This window comes from Actinomyces ruminis, assembly GCF_002154335.2.
In the GTDB taxonomy this organism is placed as follows: domain Bacteria; phylum Actinomycetota; class Actinomycetes; order Actinomycetales; family Actinomycetaceae; genus Actinomyces; species Actinomyces ruminis.
The window spans coordinates 1-20106 of record NZ_MTPX02000001.1; the positions used below are offsets into that span (position 1 = coordinate 1).

At 68.8% G+C, this 20106-nt stretch carries 14 protein-coding genes and 3 pseudogenes; 11 read left to right on the forward strand and 6 right to left on the reverse strand.

Features of this window, described 5'->3' with window-relative positions; translation table 11 throughout:
- Window positions 1-501: 501 nt before the first annotated feature.
- The 4 genes and pseudogenes from BW737_RS00005 to gatC form a co-directional block, all read right to left on the reverse strand.
- A pseudogene (locus BW737_RS00005) lies at window positions 502-1886 on the reverse strand (NAD-dependent malic enzyme).
- Window positions 1887-2102: 216 nt separating this feature from the next.
- A pseudogene (gatB, locus tag BW737_RS00010) lies at window positions 2103-3598 on the reverse strand (Asp-tRNA(Asn)/Glu-tRNA(Gln) amidotransferase subunit GatB).
- 1 nt (window position 3599) lies between these two features.
- Window positions 3600-5150, reverse strand: coding sequence for an Asp-tRNA(Asn)/Glu-tRNA(Gln) amidotransferase subunit GatA (gene gatA / locus BW737_RS00015; RefSeq protein WP_086615567.1), 1551 nt, complete (start codon window positions 5148-5150; stop codon window positions 3600-3602).
- A 5-nt stretch (window positions 5151-5155) separates the two neighbouring features.
- Complete coding sequence (gene gatC / locus BW737_RS00020; RefSeq protein WP_086615563.1) at window positions 5156-5461, reverse strand: Asp-tRNA(Asn)/Glu-tRNA(Gln) amidotransferase subunit GatC; 306 nt, start codon at window positions 5459-5461, stop codon at window positions 5156-5158.
- A gap of 358 nt (window positions 5462-5819) precedes the next feature.
- On the opposite strand from gatC, the gene BW737_RS00025 reads away from it, so the two are divergent.
- Both BW737_RS00025 and BW737_RS00030 read left to right on the forward strand, forming a co-directional pair.
- Entirely contained in the window at window positions 5820-6320 is a 501-nt protein-coding gene (locus tag BW737_RS00025) for a hypothetical protein (RefSeq protein ID WP_086615562.1), read from the forward strand.
- The gene (locus tag BW737_RS00030; RefSeq protein WP_257210277.1) at window positions 6287-7687 is read left to right on the forward strand and encodes a L,D-transpeptidase family protein; all 1401 of its coding nucleotides are present in this window, start codon (window positions 6287-6289) and stop codon (window positions 7685-7687) included. The genes BW737_RS00025 and BW737_RS00030 overlap by 34 nt, the downstream gene beginning before the upstream one ends.
- An 89-nt stretch (window positions 7688-7776) precedes the next feature.
- Here the strand turns inward: BW737_RS00030 and ligA are convergent, their stop codons facing one another.
- The gene (ligA, locus tag BW737_RS00035) at window positions 7777-10194 is read right to left on the reverse strand and encodes an NAD-dependent DNA ligase LigA (protein WP_257210278.1); all 2418 of its coding nucleotides are present in this window, start codon (window positions 10192-10194) and stop codon (window positions 7777-7779) included.
- A gap of 319 nt (window positions 10195-10513) precedes the next feature.
- On the opposite strand from ligA, the gene BW737_RS19185 reads away from it, so the two are divergent.
- The 3 genes from BW737_RS19185 to BW737_RS00050 all read left to right on the forward strand — a co-directional run bounded on the left by BW737_RS19185 (window position 10514) and on the right by BW737_RS00050 (window position 14109).
- Window positions 10514-12052, forward strand: a complete 1539-nt coding sequence (locus BW737_RS19185) for an FHA domain-containing protein (protein WP_338063806.1) — start codon at window positions 10514-10516, stop codon at window positions 12050-12052.
- Window positions 11944-13626: an FtsK/SpoIIIE domain-containing protein gene (locus BW737_RS19190; protein ID WP_338063807.1), complete on the forward strand. Its 1683-nt coding sequence runs from the start codon at window positions 11944-11946 to the stop codon at window positions 13624-13626. The genes BW737_RS19185 and BW737_RS19190 overlap by 109 nt, the downstream gene beginning before the upstream one ends.
- 234 nt (window positions 13627-13860) lie before the next feature.
- Window positions 13861-14109, forward strand: coding sequence for a WhiB family transcriptional regulator (locus BW737_RS00050; protein WP_067939003.1), 249 nt, complete (start codon window positions 13861-13863; stop codon window positions 14107-14109).
- Window positions 14110-14189: 80 nt separating this feature from the next.
- Here BW737_RS00050 and BW737_RS00055 read toward each other — a convergent pair.
- Window positions 14190-15647 (reverse strand): annotated as a pseudogene (locus BW737_RS00055) (sensor histidine kinase).
- A gap of 124 nt (window positions 15648-15771) precedes the next feature.
- Here BW737_RS00055 and BW737_RS00060 point away from each other — a divergent pair.
- The 6 genes from BW737_RS00060 (at window position 15772) to BW737_RS00085 (ending at window position 20099) form a co-directional block, all read left to right on the forward strand.
- A complete protein-coding gene (locus BW737_RS00060) occupies window positions 15772-16272 on the forward strand; it encodes a DUF2505 domain-containing protein (protein ID WP_086615558.1) in 501 nt (166 codons plus the stop codon).
- A gap of 108 nt (window positions 16273-16380) precedes the next feature.
- The gene (locus BW737_RS00065; RefSeq protein ID WP_086615557.1) at window positions 16381-16827 is read left to right on the forward strand and encodes an OsmC family protein; all 447 of its coding nucleotides are present in this window, start codon (window positions 16381-16383) and stop codon (window positions 16825-16827) included.
- A gap of 38 nt (window positions 16828-16865) precedes the next feature.
- Window positions 16866-17579 (forward strand): hypothetical protein, encoded by a 714-nt coding sequence (locus BW737_RS00070; RefSeq protein WP_257210279.1) that lies wholly within the window; start codon window positions 16866-16868, stop codon window positions 17577-17579.
- The gene (locus BW737_RS00075; protein ID WP_086615556.1) at window positions 17579-18454 is read left to right on the forward strand and encodes a thymidylate synthase; all 876 of its coding nucleotides are present in this window, start codon (window positions 17579-17581) and stop codon (window positions 18452-18454) included. Before BW737_RS00070 ends, BW737_RS00075 begins: the two co-directional genes overlap by 1 nt.
- A complete protein-coding gene (locus BW737_RS00080; RefSeq protein ID WP_257210280.1) occupies window positions 18451-19098 on the forward strand; it encodes a dihydrofolate reductase in 648 nt (215 codons plus the stop codon). Before BW737_RS00075 ends, BW737_RS00080 begins: the two co-directional genes overlap by 4 nt.
- Complete coding sequence (locus BW737_RS00085) at window positions 19071-20099, forward strand: LacI family DNA-binding transcriptional regulator (protein WP_086615555.1); 1029 nt, start codon at window positions 19071-19073, stop codon at window positions 20097-20099. Before BW737_RS00080 ends, BW737_RS00085 begins: the two co-directional genes overlap by 28 nt.
- Window positions 20100-20106: the final 7 nt, after the last annotated feature.

The window sequence follows — 20106 nt, forward strand, 5'->3', positions numbered from 1 at the left end:
AACTCTCCAAACAAAACAAAAACCAAACAAAGAAACCAACAAAAAACCAACAAAACAAACAAACACGACACACTATCGAGATCCCAAACAACACACCCAGGAGAAGCTCCGTGCCGTCCTACGACCGGCACCTCACTCCAACGAGCAGCATCCGCAATCCTATGAGCAAACCTAATCGGCGTCAAGGCCGGGGAACGTCTCCCCGATCACAGCCGGTTCCTCTCGGACGCGGGCTACGCGGATCGTCCCCCAGTCCGGGAACCGCTTCCGACGCAGCGGGCTGTACTTTATCGTCGCGCCGCGGGGCCGCGTCAAATCCGGTCGCTATGAACTGGCCCACGTCACGCTGGACCGGTCGCACTGGGGTACAGCGGTGGGCTGTTGGCCCCGCCGGGTCGGGGTCGAGCCAACAGCCCACGCTTCCTCACGGTCGCCGGCCAAGCCGCCGGTTCCACGCGCCGATTCGGTTATAACGGCACCCGCGCGGTGTGTTCCCGCACGTCAGACGGTGGCGAACTTGCGCACCGCCTTGGCAACCGCCGCCGCCACGCGCTTGTCGAACGCACCGGGGATGATGTACACGGGGCTGAGTTCCTCTTCGGCAATAACACCGGCGATGCCCGTGGCAGCGGCGCGCAGCAGCTCCACGGAGATCTCGGTGATGCCGGTGTCCAACAGTCCCCGAAACAGGCCGGGGAAGGCCAGCACGTTGTTGATCTGGTTCGGGAAGTCGCTACGCCCCGTGGCGACCACGGCGGCGTATTCGGCCGCGCCTACGGGATCGACCTCCGGAGTCGGGTTCGCCATGGCGAAGACAATCGCGTTCTCGTTCATGACTGCCAGGTCCTTGGCTCGAGCAGGTTTCCACTCGACACGCCGATGAACACGTCGGCCCCCTTCAGCCCCTCCTTGAGGGTGCCGGAGACGTGCCGCGGATTGGTGTTCTCCGCCAGCCACTTGCGGTGCTCATTCATGCCCTCGGTGTGCTCACTGTTGAGTGCACCCGAGCGGCCGTAGCCGACGATGTCCGTGGCGCCATGCGCCATGAGCAGCTTGGCGATCGCGGAGCCGGCCGCACCGACGCCGGAAAGCACGATGCGCACATCCTCGATCTTCTTGCCAACGACCTTCAACGCGTTGATCAGCGCGGCCAGGGTGACGATGGCGGTACCGTGCTGGTCGTCGTGGAAAACGGGAATGTCGAGTTCCTCGCGCAGACGCGCCTCAATGTCGAAACACTTGGGCGCGGCGATGTCCTCAAGGTTAATGCCGCCGTAGGCAGGAGCGATCGCCTTAACGATCTTGATGATCTCCTCGGGGTCCTTAGTGTCCAGCGCAACCGGCCAGGCGTCGACATCGCCAAACTGCTTGAACAGCACCGCCTTGCCCTCCATCACCGGCATGGCAGCCTCCGGGCCGATGTCCCCCAAGCCGAGCACGGCGGTCCCATCGGTGACGACTGCGACCGTGTTCTTCTTGATGGTCAGCTGGCGGGCACGCTCGGGGTGATCGTGAATAGCCTTGCACACCCGCGCCACACCGGGGGTGTACACGCGGGCGAGGTCGCGCCGGTTGTGAATGGGGGTACGCGGTGTGACCTCTACCTTGCCACCCACGTGGGCAAGGAAGGTGGAGTCGCCGACATTGTGGACGATCACACCGTCGAGCTGTTTGAGAGCCTCTACCAGTTCACCGCGGTGCTTGGAATCGCGGGTATCGGCGGTCAGGTCCACGAACAGGGTGTCGCCATCAGTATCCGCAACATCTACGCCGTTGACGATGGCCCCCGTTGCCGAAGCCGTGTCGACGAGTGTCGTAACAGCCTTCTGTGAGGCGGGTACCTCCAGGTGAAGGGCAACGGTATAGCTGGGACTCGGCTGTGCCATGGGTTGGATCCTCCGTTATGGGGTATGTCAGACAGACCAACGACGGTCGCAGGTCTCGGCTAGCTAGCTGTATACACGGTCTGAATATACGGTCTGAGCCTATCCCCATCCGACACAAAACAGATCCGGCTGTCTCTCGGCTCACAGTCGTGAGACAGCCGGATCCGCATACGCATCCAGGTCAACCCCGGGAATTGTCGGTCACCGACGCGGCGGTCAAACGCCCACGCGCTCCATCACCAACTCGCGCACCCGGCGGGCGTCGGCCTGCCCCTTGGTCGCCTTCATGACCGCACCGACGATGGCGCCCGCTGCCTTGACCTTGCCACCGCGGATCTTCTCGGCGACATCCGGATTTGCGGCCAGAGCCTCGTCGACGGCGGCCAGCAGCGCCCCCTCATCGGAGACGACTTCGAGCCCGCGCGCCTCCACGACGGCTTCGGGGTTGCCCTCGCCGGCCAGCACACCCTCCAGCACCTGGCGAGCGAGCTTATCGGTCAGGCGGCCCGAATCGACCAGGTTCTGCAGCTCGGCCACCTGCGTCGGCGTGATGGGCAGATCTTCCAGCGAAACCTCCCGTTCCTTCGCAGCGCGTGACAGCTCCCCCATCCACCACTTGCGCGCCGCCTGCCCGGTGGTGCCGGCCAAGGCGGTCGCCTCGATGAGCTCCAGCGCGCCCGCGTTGACGACATCGCGCATCTCGTCATCGGCCAGGTTCCACTCCGCCTTCAACCGGCGTCGCTTGGCGGCCGGCATCTCGGGCAGACTGGCACGGATCTGCTCCACCACTCGCGGCTGGGGGCCAGCGGCACCAGGTCCGGCTCCGGGAAGTAGCGATAGTCGTCGGCATCGGACTTAATACGGCCGGCACGGGTGGTGCCGTCGGCCTGGCCGTGCCGGGTCTCCTGCTGCACCGTGCCGCCGTCGGCCAGAATGGCCGCCTGGCGGCTGATCTCATAGCGAACGACCGCGTCGATGCCGCGGAAGGTGTTGACGTTCTTGGTCTCGGTGCGGATGCCCATGGGAGCGTCGGGGCCCTCGCGCAGGGAAACGTTGACGTCGGCCCGCACATTGCCGCGCTCCATGCGGGCCTCGGACACGCCCAGTGCCCGGAAGATGTCCCGCAGGGTGCGCACATAGGTGGCGGCAACCTCGGGGGCCTGGGCGCCGGCACCCTCGATGGGACGAGTCACGATCTCCACCAGCGGTACACCGGCCCGGTTGTAGTCGACCAGGGAGTGGTCGGCGCCCTCGATACGGCCGTCGGCGCCGCCTACGTGCACATTCTTGCCAGCATCCTCCTCCATGTGAGCACGCTCGATCGGCACGGTGAAAATCGTCCCGTCCTCGAGTTCCACCGGAAGAGCGCCGTCATAGGCGATCGGCTCGTCCGACTGGGAGGTCTGGAAGTCCTTACACAGGTCCGGGTAGAAGTAGTTCTTCCGGGCGAAGCGGCAGGTCTCGGCGATCTGGCAGCCTAAGGCCAGTCCGATGCGGATGGCGTACTCCACGCCCTTGCCGTTCACCACCGGGAGGGATCCGGGCAGGCCCACACTGGTGGGTGTCACCATGGTGTTGGGCTGGGCCCCGAAGACGTTGGGGGCGGCGTCGAACATCTTGGTGGCGGTGCCCAGCTCAACGTGCACCTCCAGTCCGATGACCGGGTCGTAACGGCGCACGGCCTCGTCAAAGTCCATCAGCTTGTCGCTCATGTCACTTCACCTCCAGCTCAGGGGCCTGGGCAAGCAGCTGACCGCCCCACTTGTTCTCCAACATCTGCTCAAGCACCGCGCCCACCCGGTACAGGCGGTCGTCGGCACGCTGCGGCGCCAGGATCTGGAAGCCGACGGGCAGGCCGTCGCTCAGGCCCGAGGGCAGACTCATGGCCGGGACGCCGGCCAGGTTGGCGGGGATGGTGGTCACGTCGAGCTTGTACATGGCCAGCGGGTCGTCCTTCTCGCCGAAGCGGTAGGCCGTAACCGGTGCGGTCGGGGAGACCAGCACATCCGCCTGCTGCCAGGCCGCGGTGAAGTCCCGCTGCACCAGGGTGCGCACCTTCTGGGCGGAGCCGTAGTAGGCGTCGTAGTACCCCGCCGACAGCACGTGCGTGCCCAGGATGATGCGCCGCTTGACCTCGTCGCCGAAACCGGCGCCGCGGGTGGCGGACATGACCGTCTCCGCGGTCACCGGCCCCTCGGTGGGCTCGACGCGCAGGCCGTAGCGCATGCCGTCGTAGCGGGCCAGGTTGGAGGAGGCCTCCGCGGGCATGATCAGGTAGTAGGCGTCCAGCGCGTACTCCAGGTGGGGCAGGGACACGGTCTCCACCGCGGCGCCCGCATCCTGAAGCAGAGTGAGGGCCTGATGGAAGGAGTCGACGACGCCGGGCTGATAGCCCTCGCCGCCGTCGAGCTCGGCGATCACGCCGACGCGCAGGCCGCTCAGATCGGCTCCGGCCTGGGCGGCGCGCACCACATCGGCCATACCGCGCGGGGCGTCCGGCAGCGAGGTTGAGTCGAGCGGGTCGTAGGAGGCGATGACGTCGTGCAGGAGGGCGGTGTCCAGCACCGTTCGCGCCATGGGGCCGGGGGTGTCCAGGGAGGAGGCCATGGCGATCACGCCGAAGCGGGACACCGTGCCGTAGGTGGGCTTGACCCCAACGGTGCCGGTGACGGCCGCGGGCTGACGGATGGAACCGCCGGTGTCCGTGCCCACGGCGACGGGCGCCTCAAAGGCGCCGACCGCAGCGGCCGAGCCTCCGGAGGAGCCACCGGGGATACGCTCAAGGTCCCAGGGGTTGGCGGTGCGCCCGAAGGCCGAGTGTTCCGTGGAGCCGCCCATAGCAAACTCGTCGAGGTTGGTCTTGCCCAGGATCGGCAGGTGGGCGGCGCGCAGGTTCTTCACCAGGGTCGCGTCGTACGGCGGGACCCAACCCTCCAGAATCCGGGAGGCGGCGGTGGTCACCTGGCCGCGGGTGACGATCAAGTCCTTCACCGCCGTCGGCACGCCGGTCAGCTCAGGCACCGGGTCGCCGGCGGAGCCGGCCTCCCGGCGGGCGGCGTCGGCAGCATCAGCGTCGGCCAGGGCCTTGTCGGCATCCACGTCGAGGAATGCGCCCACGGCGCCGTCGACGGCGGCGATGCGATCCAGATGGGCGCTAGTCAGCTCGCGGGACGAGACCTCGCCGGCGGCCAGGGCAGCGGCCTGTTGCGCGGCGCTCGCCCGCACCAAAGCGTCGGCGGATGCGGCTGTCGTTTCAGAGTTCATCGGGTTCACGAGGCGGAGTCCTCCCCCAGGATGCGGGGCACCATGAACGCGGAATCCTCCGCGGCGGGGGCGCCGGCGAGCAGTTCTTCGACGTCGAGCGTCGGGCCCGGCGTGTCCTCACGCATCACATTGGTAAGCGGAACGGGATGCGAGGTGGCCGGTAGGTCGGGGGTGACCACGCTGTTGACCCGAGCGAAGGCGGATGCAACCGCATCCAACTCGCCGGCCAGCCGCGTCACCTCCGCATCGCTCAGGGCCACGCGCGCGAGCGCCGCAACGCGAATGACCTCATCCTTGGAGATAGCAGACATGGGCCCGAGTGTATCCATTTGCCGGCTCACTGCCGAGTCGGCACCCGCTCGCCCGACCATCCGCTGCCCCACACGACACTCGCCCCGCGGTCGGCTCATATGCCGTCAGCATTCTTCGTACCGCAATTGCGTTTTCATCACGGAATTATTGCAGAGTGGCACAACGTCTGCGTGACAGCCGACAGCTCGCGGCAATTATGCACGCCTCATGCAAGAAGTCACAGGCACACCGTGGCGGACAACATTGACATTCTCAGCGGGTGCCGGTGTCATTGGCGGCAGAGGTTCCGTGATTAGTGCGGATACCCAGATCAGGACGGCCCCCACCTCCGCCGGGCCGCCAGCGAATAAGGATCCTATGCACAGCGACAAGCTCCCCACCGGGCCGGGCCCGGAGGAGATCGACGAGTCGCCGACACTGTCCGGCCGACCCGTTGACACCGATGCTGCCCCGGACACGATCTTGAAGAGCCCGTATGGTGAGACACCTGCGGTTGCACGGACCTCAATCCTCGCGGCAGCGAACTCAGCGCCGACGGCGAGCACCCCCGCCGAGGCGGAAGTCTCCGCACCAACAGCGCCGGCGGAGCAGACGGAGCAGACCGCCCCGGTGATGGCGGACACGTCCACCGCCCCGAGCGCAGACACTCCAACCGAGCCGGACGCCGCACCCGACGCCGAAGAAGCCACGGCGGCACTGCTCGGCGAAACGGCACCCGCACCGGCGTCGCAGATCTGCCGACATCACCGGCCTCTGCCGGAAGCGCCCCGCTCCCTCCTGCTGCAGCGGAAGGCGACAAGCGGCCCCGCCGTCGGCGCCGCTGGGTGGTGTCATCGCTGGCCGCGGCGCTGCTACTGATTGGCGTGGGCGGCTACGCCTACGCCGAGCACTATGCCGACGTCGCCGTACCCGGCACCACGGTTGCCGGTACCGACGTGGCCGGCATGAGCCGGGATGAGATCGTCAAGGCGATCGAAGCCAAGGCAGATGCCGCCACGGTGACCATCACCGGCGATGCCGAGGCGACCGCCTCCCTGACAGACCTGGGCACAACCATCAACGCCGAGGCGACCGCGGACGCTGCCATGAGCCGCGGCGCCGACGTCATCGACCGCTTCAAGGCGCTGCTGGGAGGCGCCGACATCGAAGTCGTCACCGCCAGCGACGACGCCGTGCTGGAGGACTACGCCAGCGGCCTCGTGCCCGAGGACCAGGCGAAGGCAAAAAGCGCCTCGGTGGTCCTCAACTCCGATGTCAACACCTTTGAGGTGAGCGCTTCCAGTGAGGGCGTGAGCGTAGATACCACCGATCTGGCCCAGGCCGCCGCGCGGGCCGCGTCGACGTTGAGCCCCACCACGGTGGATCTGGCATATGTCAACACGGCCCCTGCCGTCTCGGATGCCGACGCCCAGGCCGTGGCGGATACGGCCAACCAGTGGATTGCCCAAGATGTCACCATCACCAACGCCGATGGAACCGAGTTCTACAGCGCCGACACCGCGACCAAGGCGTCCTGGGTCGTGGTCACCGAGAACCTCGATGCCGCTCCCACCCTGTCCATTGACAGCGAGCAGGTGGCCGAGTGGGTGAGCACGCAGGCGGCCACCGCCAACATCGAACCGGTAATCGGACAGCGGAACGTCAACTCCTCCGGGCAAGTCGTGGCCACCAGCGTTGAGGCGGTTGCCGGCCAGACGGTGAACAACGCCGAGACGATTACCACGGCCATCACTGAGTCGCTCTCCAGCGGCGAGGCCTACTCCGGCACCTTCGAAATGACCACCGGCGAGGAGCAGTGGGAGGAACGCGAGATCGCCGACGGCGCCGAGGACCTGGCTTACCAGGCGGCCGAGGGCGAGAAGTGGATCGACATCAACCTGTCGGCCAAAACGGTCACCTCCTACGAGGGCGCTACGGTGGTGCGCGGGCCGGTAACCATCGTCGACGGCGCCGCCGCCACTCCCACCGTTACCGGCACCTACCACGTCTACTTGCAGTACGAGACCCAGACCATGCGCGGGCAGAATGCGGACGGCACCGACTACGAGACGGAAAACGTGCCGTGGATCTCCTACTTCTATGAAGGCTACGCACTGCACGGAGCCCCGTGGTGGTCGAGTTGGGGGTTCTCCGCCTCTCACGGCTGTCTGAACATGCCGGTGGACGAGGCCAAGTGGATCTACGACTGGGCGGAAATCGGCACCACCGTCGTCTCTCACTACTGAAGCCTTCGCCCGCGCCCTTAGCGGCTGCCCGAACGGCCCAGACTCGGCCCGCCCAACGGTTTCCAACCGCGGGCGGGCCGATTTGCTGCTCAGGCTCCAAGCGCGTCCGGGCCACCCGCCAGCAACGTCTCGAAGCCGGACTCGTCCAGCAGCGGCAGCCCCAGCTCGCGGGCCTTCGTCTCCTTCGAGCCGGCATTCTCGCCGACGACGACGTAGTTTGTCCGCTTCGATACGCTTCCCGAGGCCTTGCCACCGTGCGCCATGATGGCCTCCTTGGCGCCGTCGCGAGTGAAGCGCTGGAGCGTTCCGGTGACGACGATGGTCAGACCCGCAAGCGTTTGCGGCGTCTGCTCGACCGGCCCGGCGTCATCCGCCATGCGCACCCCCGCCGCAGCCCAGCGAGCCAGGATCTGCTGGTGCCAGTCGGCGGCCAACCAGTCTTGCCAGGCGGCGGCGATGGTCGGCCCCACGCCGTCGACCTGCGCCAGCTCCTCCAGACTCGCCGCGCGCATGGCGTCAATAGAGCCAAAGCGCCGGGCCAGTGCCCGGGCCGCCGTCGGGCCCACATGCCGCACCGACAGAGCCACCAGCACCCGCCACAGCGGCTGCTGCTTGGCCGCCTCCAGCTGCTTCAGCATGGCGGTGGCATTCTTGCCGGGGGCGGTGGAACGCTTAACCGCGCCATCCTTGGTATAGAGCTGCTTTGACCAGAAGAAGCGCAACCGCCTCCAGTCACCGGTGGGGACGCCGCCACGCGTGATGGGACGGTAGACGAACACATCTCGCAGATCATCGGCCGTTAGCTCGAACAAGCCGGCCTCGCCCGTGAGAACCGGTTGCTGCTCGGGAACAGCCGCCTCGGCCAGTAGGGCCTCGGCGACCCCGATTCGCTCGGCGGGGTGCAGTGCCTGCAGTTTCTTGTCCGGCAGGCGCAGGCGCCCCTGCTCGGTCTCGAGAAAATGCCCGGCGGCGAGCGCTGCGAGCGCCTCGACGCGTCCGGCGTCGGGCTGGGTCAGGGCAGAGGCCGCTTCGTCGCCCAGTCCCTCCACGTCCAGGGCACCGCGGGATCCGATGTGGGCTATGCGTTCGGTCAGTTGCGCCGGGCAGGAGCGGGTATTGGGGCACCGCAAGTCGACGTCGCCCTCCTTCGCCGGCGCCAGTGCCGTCCCACAGGAGGGGCATTGCTGCGGCATGACGAAGTCCCGCTCGCTGCCGTCGCGCCGCTCGAGCACGGGCCCCACGATCTCCGGGATGACATCGCCCGCCTTGCGCAGCACCACCAGGTCGCCGATCTTGACGCCCTTGCGGGCAACCTCCGTGGCATTGTGGAGGGTGGCGCGGGATACGCGAGAACCGGCCACCAGCACGGGCTCCATAATGCCGAAGGGGGTCACCCGTCCGGTGCGGCCGACCTGGACGTCGATGTCCAGCAGGCGGGTGTGCACCTCCTCGGGCGGGTACTTGTAGGCGGTGGCCCACCGGGGTACGCGCGAGGTGTACCCCAACTCGGCCTGCAGCGGACGGGAGTCGAGCTTGAACACGATGCCGTCGATCTCGTGCAGCAGGTCGTGGCGGTGGTCGGCGTAGCGGGCGATATAGGCCTCCCGCTGGGCGCGGCCCCGCACCACCTGGTTATAAGGAGAAACCGGCAGTCCCCAGGCCGCCAGCAGCTCATACCAGGCATGTTGGGCGGTGGGCAGCTGCTCCCCCGCTGCCGGGATAATGGCGCCGACGCCATGGGCGATCATGGCCAGCGGACGGGCGGCGGTGACCGCCGGGTTCTTCTGCCGCAGGGAGCCGGCGGCCGCGTTGCGGGGGTTGGCGAACACCTGCAGGCGGGGACGGCCCTCCGCCTCCCGTTGGAGGTTTTCGGCGCGGCGCCGCTTGTTGAACTCGTGAAAGGCCGCCACTGGGAAGTACACCTCGCCACGCACCTCCAGCAGGTCCGGGTGCGAGTCACCGGCGAGTACCAGGGGTATGGAGTCAATGGTACGGACGTTGCCGGTGACGTCCTCTCCCACCACGCCGTCCCCACGCGTGGCGGCACGGGTGAGTACCCCGTGTTCGTAGGTCAATGCGACCGCCAGGCCGTCGATCTTGACCTCGGCGGTCATGGGCAGCTCGGCGTCGGGTACGCCGGTCTCGGCCGCCATGCGTTGGGCCCACTGTTCCACTTCGTCCAGGCTGAACACGTCCTGCAGGGAGTACATGCGCTCGTGGTGCGGGGCGGCGGCGAAATCCGTGACCGCGCGTCCGCCCACGGTCTGGGTTGGTGAAGAGGACAGACGCAGCGCAGGATGGGCCGCTTCCAAGGATTCCAACTCGCGGTACAGCGCGTCGTATTCGGCGTCCGACCACGGGCTCTGGGCGTCGACGGCGTCGTAGTAGGCGTCTCGGGCGCGCTCGATGTCCCGGACGAGTTCGCCCCAGCGGGTGCGTATGGCGGCGGGCACGCCGGTCAGGTCGGTGGCGGACGCGGCTGGAGGCGTGGGGCGGGCTTCGCTCATGGACCCCATCTTCCCCCAAGCCGCTCCTCCGCTGGGCCACTGGGGCGAGTGCCGACGGAGGCCCTCCACGGCACCGCTGCCCACAGGTACGCTTCGCGACACCCTCACCGCGGCGTCTCCACAGGCCCGCAGCGGCTGGCCGGTGATGGCGACAGTCTCATGGCATGCGCTCGACTTCCTCCCCCTGGCCACAAGGCCTCACCGCTCCCGGATCCGGGCCGGCGACGGTGACCGGCCACGCGGTGGCCGCGGCGGCCGCACACGCGGCACTGTCCTCCTCCTGGCACCTGGCCATTCTCTCCGGCCGCGACGCAGGCTGGTGGTTCCGCTACCCGAGCGCGGCACGGTCGGACGCGACGGAGTGCTCACCGATCACGCCGTCTCCCGCTCTCACTTGCGGGTGCGACAAACGCCCCGGGGCGTGTTGCTGTCCGACGCCGGCTCGGCCAACGGTGCGCGGGTACGCCGCCGTTGGTGCTGGCACAGGCTGGGGACGCGCCCACGCGCATACCGGGAGGGAACCCGGCTGCGCCTGGGAGACACCGTGGCAGAGTTGCGGCGTCGCCCCGCGGACCTGCACCCGCCGCAGCCGCCCACGCCCGCGCAGAACCGGTGGATGGTGCTCGGGTCGGCGCTGGCGGTGCTGCTGCTGGGGGCACTTGCAGTCGTCGCGGTGCGCACCGGCAGTCGCGGAGCCATGGGGGTGCTGGCCATGGCCCCCATGGCCATGATGGCGGCGCTGCGACTGCTGCCCCTGTTGGGAAAGGGGCGCGGCGGCACCCGCGCGGGGACGGCCGGCTGGCGCGGGCCCCGGGCACGCACCCCCCGATCCCGCCGGCATGCTGCTCGCCGTGGCGGTACGGTACGCAGGCGGGCGCAGCCAGTCGGAGCCGGCCGGCAAGACCGACGCCGAGGAGGCGATCAGGCTTGGACCGGACGGCGGCGCCGACGCACGGTGCTGCGGGTGGCGGCGGGCGATCAGATCGCCCTGGCCGGGCCGGGGGCGGTTGGAGCGGTACGTTGGTGGGGCGCGCAGGTGCTCGCCCGCGGCTTCGGGCAGGTGCAGGCCGGTGCCGCCAGCGTGCGCGTGTCCTGGGGACCCGAGGGACGTCGGAGCCGGGTGTCGGTGGCGGCCGCCAGCACCGGGGCACCTGCCCGGGCGGTCAGTGTGCTGCCGGTGCGCGGGCGCGCACCGGATCCCGGTGAGCGGTGGTGGGCGGCGCTGCGTGCTGTCGCCGGGCTGCCCGTTCAGGAGGAGGGCGGAGGCGGCGCCGGGACCGACGAGCCACCGTCCACGGTGCGCCTGGAAGAGGTGTGTCCGGAAATCGACCGGGGTCTCCTGCGGCATCGCTGGGGCCGGGCTGCGCCCGCGGGACTGCCCGCGGTGCTCGGGGTGGGCGCACACGGGCCGGTTACGGTCGACCTGGTCCCGGACGGGCCGCATGCTCTGCTGGCCGGCACCACCGGGTCGGGCAAGTCCGAGTTGCTCATCTCCTGGCTGCTGCAGTTGGCCGTTGCCCGCCCGCCGACGGCGCTGAGTCTGGTCCTGGTTGACTACAAGGGCGGCGCGGCCTTCGGCCCGCTCGCCGAGTTGCCCCATACCGCCGGAGTCCTGACCGACCTGGACCCGGCGGGGACACGCCGGGCCCTGGCCTCCTTGGAGGCGAGGTGCGCCGCCGCGAGCGCCTGCTGGCCCGTTACCGCGCCAAAGACCTCTCCTACCTGGACCCGGCCGATGCTCCCGCGCGAATGGTGCTGGTGGTTGACGAGTTCGCCACCCTGGCGGCCGAACACCCGGAGGTGCTGGATGCGCTGGTGCGGGTGGCTGCCCAGGGACGTAGTCTCGGAATCCACCTGATCCTGGCCACCCAGCGTCCAAGTGGTGCGGTCTCGCCCATCATTCGTGCCAACACGAATTTGCGGGTGTGTCTGCGGGTGCTCGATCCCTCCGATTCGCGCGACGTCCTGGGCCACGACGGCGCCGCGCACCTGCCGGCGCATCCGGGTCGGGTGATTGTCTCGACCGGTGCACAGGAGCAGCCCGAACCGGTGCTGCAGGCGCCCTGGTGCGGCACGGAGCGGCATCTGGCGGCACTGGTCGGCGAGATCGCGGCCGCGGCGGATGCGGCGGATCCTTGGCGCCCCTGGGCGCCGCCATTGCCTGCGCGCGTGGAACGCCGACGGGCGCGAGCGCTCGCCGTCCGCAGCTCCGCGCCGGCATCGGCAGATGTGTCCACACCCCCGCCATCGGCGTCGCGCAAGGCCGGGTGCACGCTGCTGCTGACGGATCTGCCGGAGAACCAGTGCCTGGGCACCTGGGAGTGGTTGCCCACCGAGCCACTGTTAGTCATGGGGGCACCGGGCTGTGGACGCTCGACCGGTGTGTACACGGCCGCCCTCGGTGCACTCGCCAGCAGCATGACGGTGCACGTGTGTGCACAACAGCATTCCCTCGCCGCGACTCTGGCAGGCCGGGCCGGGGTGGGCACGGTCGTGGGCGGGCAGGACCCGCGCCGGCTCGCCCGCCTGTGGTCACTGGCAGCCGCCGGCTCCCTGCGCGGCGACCTGCTTGCGATCGACGACGTTGACGTGATGCTCGCGGCCGTGGACGAGGCACTCGGCCCGGGCGAAGGACAAGCGCTGTTGGAGTCGCTGGTGCGTGGGGCGACGTCGACCGGCACCGGAGTGTTGGTAGCCGCGCCGTTGACGGTGGCCAATGCCCGTTGGGCCGTACCGCTACGGCGCCGGCTCGTGCTGGGAGCGGTGCAGCCGGCGCAGGCCTCGCTAGCGGGGTTGCCGCGCGGCGTCGTCACCGGTTCGGGGCCGGGGCGCGGGGTCCTGCTCGACGGCGGCGACGCAATCGCCTGCCAGGTGGTGCTGCCTGCTGTCGACGAGCGGCCCGGACCCGGGTCGGGACCGCGCCGATTGGAAGAGATTCCCCGGCGGGTTGTCCCCGCACCGGGCCTGTGGGCGGTGGGCGGAGATAGCGCCACCCCACTGCCGCTGCCGGACGCCAGCGTGCTCGTGGTCGGGCCACCGGGGTCGGGGCGCAGCTGCACGGTCGCGGCCTTGGCCGGCTGCGCCCAGGGACCAGCCGGAGCCGAGGAGCCGCTGGTCGTGGATGATCTGGATCTGAGCGATACGGCGACGCAGGCGCGGGTGGAGGAGGCGCTCGGAAGGGGGCGCCGGGTGATCGCCGCGGCAACCACGGAGCGGGCCGCGGGCACCTACCGGGGGCCGCTGGCCGTGCTGCGCGAGCGGGGCGCCGTCGTGGTGCTGTGGCCGGGGCTGGGGCCCGCCGCGCAGGCCGCGGGACAGCAGTTGCGTGGGGCGATTGATCCGCGCGGTGCGACCGTACCGGGCAGGGGCGTGCTGGTGTGGCGCGGTGCCGTGACGCCGCTGCAGGTGGCGGCGTGCGGAGCGGGCTGCTAGCTTGATGTGCGCGGAGCCTAGGTTTCACTCCTGTAACCATTGCAGAAACAACGTACTTGACTGTGACTATCACTACAGGTCGTCGGCACAGGTCTCACCTGCGAGGTCTTGCCCCGGCCCGGTCGGCGTGTGAAAGTTGGGGCAGGACGCGGTGGTCCAACGCCCGCCTCGGCGAATTCGGGACGGCACGTCACGCGCACCGCAGCAGCATTCACGTCCCCGAAGGGAGCCCCTATGGACTGGCGCAGCCAGGCAGCTTGTCTCACGGTTGACCCCGAACTCTTCTTCCCCGTTGGCAACACCGGCCCCGCGATCGCGCAGATTGCCGAGGCCAAGGAGGTGTGTGCCCGCTGCGACGTGGTCGACACCTGCCTGAAGTGGGCGCTTGAGAACGGCCAGGACGCCGGTGTGTGGGGCGGCATGAGTGAGGACGAGCGGCGCTCGCTCAAGCGGCGTGCTGCCCGGGCCCGCCGCTCCTCCTGAGCCGAAACGTCTGGCGGGCGCACCATACCCGGGTGTGCCCGTCCGCTTTCGGCACCACCGTCGACGTGCGAGCCCGCCGCTTAGGACTCCCCCAGTTGGGCATGTAGGACCACGTCCGTGCCCTGCCCTCCAGGGGCGGGGTCCAATCGATTGTGCCGCGCAGTTCGCCCCGCACCAGGGTGTTCACAATCCGCGTGCCCAGGCCGGTCATCTCCTTGCCTGGGACCAGTCCCACACCGTCGTCGATGACGTGAACGGTCAATTGCTCGCCGTCGCGCCGGGCCCGCACCGTCACGGTGCCGTCGCGATCCTCCAGGCCGTGCTCGACCGCGTTGGTCACCAATTCGGCCAATACAGTGGCCAGGGCCTGGGCCACGTCGGCGTCAATAACCCCGAACTTGCCTCCAAGCGGTAGATACCTGCCCGGTGGGGGTGGCCACGGCCGCGGCGGAGCGCAACACCGAGGAGAACACCTCGTCGAAGTCGACCTGCTCGTCGACGTTCTGACTCAGCGCCGCATGCACGGTAGCGATCGTGCCTACGCGACGCTCCGCCTCCGTCAGGGCGGTGCGCGTCTCCTCATTGGTGGCACGGCGCGCCTGCATGCGCAGCAGCGCGGAAACCGTCTGCAGGTTGTTCTTGACCCGATGGTGAATCTCGCGGATGGTGGCGTCCTTATTCATCAGCACCTGCTCCCGGCGCCGAATCTCCGACACGTCGCGCACAAGCAGTAGGGCGCCCGCCCGAGCCCCGTCCCGGCGCAGCGGAATCGAGCGCAGTGACAGGAACACGCCGCCGACCTCCACCTCGGTCAACCACGCCTGGCGCCCCATCAACACCACCGCCATGGTCTCGTCCACGGGGGTGCGTTCGGGAATGATGCTGGTGACGGCCTCGGCGAGCTGGCTGCCCTCAATGTCGCCCTCCACGCCGAGGCGGTGGAAGCAGGATTGGGCATTGGGCGAGGCATAGGTGACCACGCCGTCGTCGTCCAGGCTGACCACGCCGTCACCGACACGGGGCGTGCCATGGCGTACCGCCGTGGCAGCGCCGTTGATGGGGAAGGTCCCCTGCGCGATCATCAGACACAGAGCGTCGGCCAACTCCTCCAGGGGCTTGTCCACGATCCGGCCGCCGCGCAGCACGCCCACCGCGGTCTCCCGGGTTACCACGGCAATTGCCCGGGAGTTGTGAATGACCGGAACGTACTCCTCACGTACTGCCGAAGAGCCGGTCCACTCCGGGGCCGCCGCCACCACGATCTGCCCGCTCATCAATGCCTCCAGCGCCATGGCCTCGCGGGCGGCGGGCATGCGTCGGCCGATCACATCCTCCAGGTGCACGGTGGCACCCGTGGCCGGACGCGAGTGCGCGGCAGCCACGAATCGACCGGAGTCGGTATGCGCCCACAAAACCAGGTCGGATACGGACAGGTCCGCGATCACCTGCCAGTCCGCCATGAGTTGATGGAGCCAGTCGAGATCGGCGGGAGGCAGGCTGACGACACCACGGACCGAGGAGGGCAGAAGACTCGACACGTCCCCGATGCTACAAGGGTGCGGCCGTGGGTTCGGTCCCTGAGCCGCCGGACGCATGCGCAACCGCAGCCAGGGTCCGGCACGCCGCAGACGCCGCCAGCCGGGGCATGGCAGGATCGGAACCATGAAGAAGAGCGTCACGATCACTTACCCCGCCGGCCCGGATCGCGTGGCCGCCATGCTGGCCGATCCGACCTACCAGCGTGGACGCATCGAGCGATTCCAGCTGGGGGACGCCCGCGTTGATGTCGCCACGCGCGGCCGGGGCTTCGTGGCTATCATCTCCGGTTCGGTGCCGCCCGGCCGGCTGCCGGCGGCCGCGGCCCGCTTCGTCCGCTCCGCAGTTTCCTTCGGTTTGACGGAGTCCTGGGGCGAGCCCGCCGCCGATGGCTCCCGTGCCGGCAGCCTGGACGTCACCGTCAAGGGCGCCCCCGTCAAGGCCGGGGCCACCATGTCCATGCGGCCCGGCGCCGACGGCGACTCCACGCAGGTCACCATCGACCTGGAGCTGTCGGTCTCGGTGCCGCTGGTGGGACGCAGCGTAGAGGAGAAGGTACTGGCGCAGACCGGCCGCGTTGTGACAGACGAAGAACGCCGTGGGGCTGCCTGGCTCGCCACGGCATGAATGCGGACAGCCGCGAGGCACCGTTGCGGCGACCAACGACGATTATTCCCGTTCCGCCCTACGCGCATGCCGCTGGTGCCCCCGCCGTCGGCATGACACGATCGCATCATGAGCGATCTCGACGACGTCATCACCCCGACTGACACCAACTCCGTCTGGGCCGAGCGCACCGGAACCCGCCAGTACCTGGCTCATAACGCCCGCGGCGCCGAGGTTCGTGTGGGCACTGGTGAAGGTGAGTTCACTCCCGGCGAGCTCATCAAGATCGCCCTGGGTACCTGCAACACCCTGTCTGCGGACCACCGGCTGGCTAAGGCACTGGGAGAGGACTTCGACGCCAACGTAGTGGTAGCCACGCTGAAGCACGATGAGGAGGAGCGCTACACCGACTTCGACGTGCAGATCATCGCGGATTTCGCCTCTCTCAGCCGCGAGCAGCGACAGACGCTGAATGAGCGCGTTGAGCGGGCCATCGAGCGCGGCTGCACGGTCGGCCACACCATTGAGCGCGGCGCCGGGGTGCGGCTGCACCTACTGGACGACCCTGACGCGTAAATGACTGCGGCCACGCTCTCCTCCGGGCCGGATGCCTCATGCGCGCCCTCGATCGTGCCCTGAGCATTCCGGCGGCACGCATTGAACAGCGGGTGGTGCACATGCGCCGCAAGTACCCCTGGGCAACCACGCCCGAGCTATGTGATATCGCCGCCTCGCGCTTTCGCCGCGATGCCGGGCTGTCTTCGGGAGCCGTCGGCGCCTGCGCCGCCCTACCAGCGATCGGCACTGGACTGGCGTTCACACTGACCGTCGGGCAGAGCGCCGTCTTCCTTACCTCCGCGGTCACCTACGCGCTGACCGTGGCGGAACTGCAGCAAGTGCGCCTGGTGGACGACGACCGGCGCCGGGCGCTGGTGCTGTCCGCGCTGTTGGGACGCGAGGGCAGCGAAATCGTCAACGGCACCCTGGGAATCTCGACTCTGTTCTGGGCCGCCCAGTCTCTGGCCGGCCTGCCGCTGCCGACCGTTAAGTCCATTAACGCCCGTCTCGTGCAGCGAATGGCGAAACGCACTGCATTCAAGGGCGGAGCACTGGCGGTCGGCCGGCTGGTCCCCTTTGGGATCGGAGCGGCGCTGGGTTGGTCCGGCGGGCGCAGCCTTGCCTCCCAAGTGATCGAGGGCACGCACGCCGCCCTCGGCCCGGCCGTCGTCAACGGTACAACTGGCGGCAAGGCCAGCCGCGCCGCTCGAGGCGATAGGGTGTCGGGAGCGCAGCCAGCAGGCGCGCTGGATGCGACGGAGGCGCACTGATGAACAAGAGCGGCAACACCAGCAACGAGTATCCGCACCTGTCGCGGTTGGGACTGGTGCCGCCGGCCGGGGTCGATGTTGCCTATGAGGAGTTGCTGGCCGAGGTCCTACTTGATGGCGCTTCCAAAGGGGATCGCACCGGCACCGGCACCCGCTCGGTGTTCGCCCGCCAGCTGCGTTATAACTTGACGGCCGGTTTTCCCCGCATCACCACCAAGTTCGTGGCCATGAAGGCCGTGAAGGGCGAGTTGCTGTGGTTCCTGCGTGGCGACATGAATGCCCGCTGGTTGCAGGAGCGCGGCATCACCATCTGGGACGAGTGGGCCGATGCCGAGGGCGAGCTCGGTCCCATCTACGGCGCCCAGTGGCGTAGTTGGCCCGCCCGCGACGGCGGCACGATCGACCAGATCGCCGGGCTGATCGACACACTGCGCCGCGACCCCGATTCCCGCCGGATGCTCGTATCCGCCTGGAACGTGGGAGAGCTGGACCGTATGGCCCTGGCCCCCTGCCACGCCTTCTTCCAGTGCTATGTGGCCGATGGGCGCCTGTCGCTGCAGGTCTACCAGCGGTCTGCCGACCTGTTCCTCGGGGTGCCCTTCAACATCGCCTCCTATGCTTTACTGACCCACATGCTCGCTCAGCAGGCGGATCTAGAGGTCGGAGAGCTGGTGTGGACCGGCGGTGACTGCCATGTCTACAACAACCACGTGTCCCAGGTCCGCCAGCAACTCTCCCGAGTGCCTCAGGCCTATCCCTTCCCGCGGCTGCGACTGGAGCGGGCCGACTCGATCGACGCCTACACCATGGACGACATCGACGCCTCCGTAGGCTATGAGCACCATCCGACGATCAAAGCCCCGGTGGCGGTGTGAACGGCGGGCCGACGGCGCACCGCAGCGCCCACCCGCGGGTGGGCGCGATCTGGGCGCAGGACCGAGACGGCGTCATCGGCGCCGACGGCCGTATGCTGTGGCGGGTCCCTGCGGACTTCCGCCATTTTCGGGCAGCCACCCTGGGCTGCGCCGTCGTCATGGGACGAACCACCTGGGACTCCATCGGGGGCGCCCTCGACGGGCGCGCGAGCATCGTGCTGACGCGGCGACCCGGCTGGGCGGCGGAGGGAGCCCGCGTGGCACACGACCTGCGTGCTGGGCTGACGGCCGCTGAGGCCGCCGTCGACGCTCTCGGTCAGGATCCTCGCGAGGGCGGCTACCGCGCCCTGCCGCGGGTTTGGGTGATCGGCGGTGGCAGCGTGTACACGCAGGCGCTCGAGGGGGAGCTCGTGGATGAGCTGCTGGTGTCGGTGATCGATCTGGACGCCGGCGCCCGCGCGGCTGAGACAGGCGCGGACCCGAAGCGGCTCGTTCGCGCCCCGGCGCTGGACGCGTCGCAGTGGAGTCCGGGCGGGCCCGCCGCGGATCCACCGGGCCAGTGGCGTCCCGTATCCGGGGACGCGGCCTGGCGGGTGGAGCACCATAGGAGAAAGCTATGTCCAAGCGTCCGACCGGCCGGGTGACACTCGCAGATGTTGCTGAAGCAGCGAACTGCTCCATTTCTCTTGTTTCCATCGTGATGCGCGGCGCACCGGGCGCATCGGAGCAGACCCGAGGGCGAGTCAAGGCCGTCGCCGACCGTCTCGGCTACCGCCCCGACCAGCGGGCCCGTAGCCTGCGGCGTACCCGTTCCGGACTCATCGGCGTCACCTTCAACGTCCTCCAACCCTTTCATGGGGACCTTGTCGAGGGGCTGTACGAGGCTATCGCAGATACTGAGTACGAGTTGGTCCTCGGCGCCGTCGTCGCCCAGACCGACGACATCGCTGCGGCCGAGCCCCTGCTGCGGGACCGCTGCGAAGCGCTGATCCTGCTCGGCCCCCACGCGTCCCCCGCCCGGCTCGCAGCACTGGCCGCGGAGGTTCCCGTGGTCATGGTCGCCCGTCCCGCCCGGATACAGGGCATCGATGTCGTGCGTGTGGACGACAGGGGAGGTCTGCGGCTCGTCGTCGAGCACCTGACGGGCCTGGGACACGAACGCATTGTGCTCGTCGACGGCGGCAAGTCTCCCGGTGTCGAGGAACGTGCTGCCGGATACCACGAAGCGATGACCGCCGCCGGGCTAGAGCAGCAAATCCGGGTGGTGAGCGGCGGGCTCGACGAGGAGGATGGACGGCGCGCCGCAGTCGAGATACTCGAGTTGGACGAGCGCCCAACCGCCATCGCCGCTTTCAACGACCGCTGTGCCTCCGGCGTCGTCAATCACCTGCTCACGCACGGAATTGACGTGCCTGGAGACATCAGCGTTGTCGGTTTCGACGACTCCCGCCAGGCCACGCGTTGTATCGTCCCATTGACAACCGTCGCCCAGGACACCGCGCTGATGGCTCGTACAGCACTGGAGCGCGCTATCGGACGCGCCACCAACCGCTACCTGCCCACCGAGCAGGTCCTCGTTCCCCGGCTGGTCGTGCGTGACTCTACCAGTGCTCCGCGCAGCGCAGTCACACCCGCTCGCGGGTGATAGCACA

Excerpts from the sequence above, each read along its gene's own strand:
- BW737_RS00075 (WP_086615556.1), top strand. The coding sequence starts at position 17,579 with ATGAACAAGAGCGGCAACACCAGCAACGAGTATCCGCACCTGTCGCGG.
- BW737_RS00070 (WP_257210279.1), top strand. The coding sequence starts at position 16,866 with ATGCGCGCCCTCGATCGTGCCCTGAGCATTCCGGCGGCACGCATTGAA.
- ligA (WP_257210278.1), bottom strand. The coding sequence starts at position 10,194 with ATGAGCGAAGCCCGCCCCACGCCTCCAGCCGCGTCCGCCACCGACCTG.
- BW737_RS00060 (WP_086615558.1), top strand. The coding sequence starts at position 15,772 with ATGAAGAAGAGCGTCACGATCACTTACCCCGCCGGCCCGGATCGCGTG.
- BW737_RS19190 (WP_338063807.1), top strand. The coding sequence starts at position 11,944 with ATGGTGCTGGTGGTTGACGAGTTCGCCACCCTGGCGGCCGAACACCCG.
- BW737_RS00065 (WP_086615557.1), top strand. The coding sequence starts at position 16,381 with ATGAGCGATCTCGACGACGTCATCACCCCGACTGACACCAACTCCGTC.
- BW737_RS00085 (WP_086615555.1), top strand. The coding sequence starts at position 19,071 with ATGTCCAAGCGTCCGACCGGCCGGGTGACACTCGCAGATGTTGCTGAA.
- gatC (WP_086615563.1), bottom strand. The coding sequence starts at position 5,461 with ATGTCTGCTATCTCCAAGGATGAGGTCATTCGCGTTGCGGCGCTCGCG.
- gatA (WP_086615567.1), bottom strand. The coding sequence starts at position 5,150 with ATGAACTCTGAAACGACAGCCGCATCCGCCGACGCTTTGGTGCGGGCG.
- BW737_RS00050 (WP_067939003.1), top strand. The coding sequence starts at position 13,861 with ATGGACTGGCGCAGCCAGGCAGCTTGTCTCACGGTTGACCCCGAACTC.
- BW737_RS00025 (WP_086615562.1), top strand. The coding sequence starts at position 5,820 with ATGCACAGCGACAAGCTCCCCACCGGGCCGGGCCCGGAGGAGATCGAC.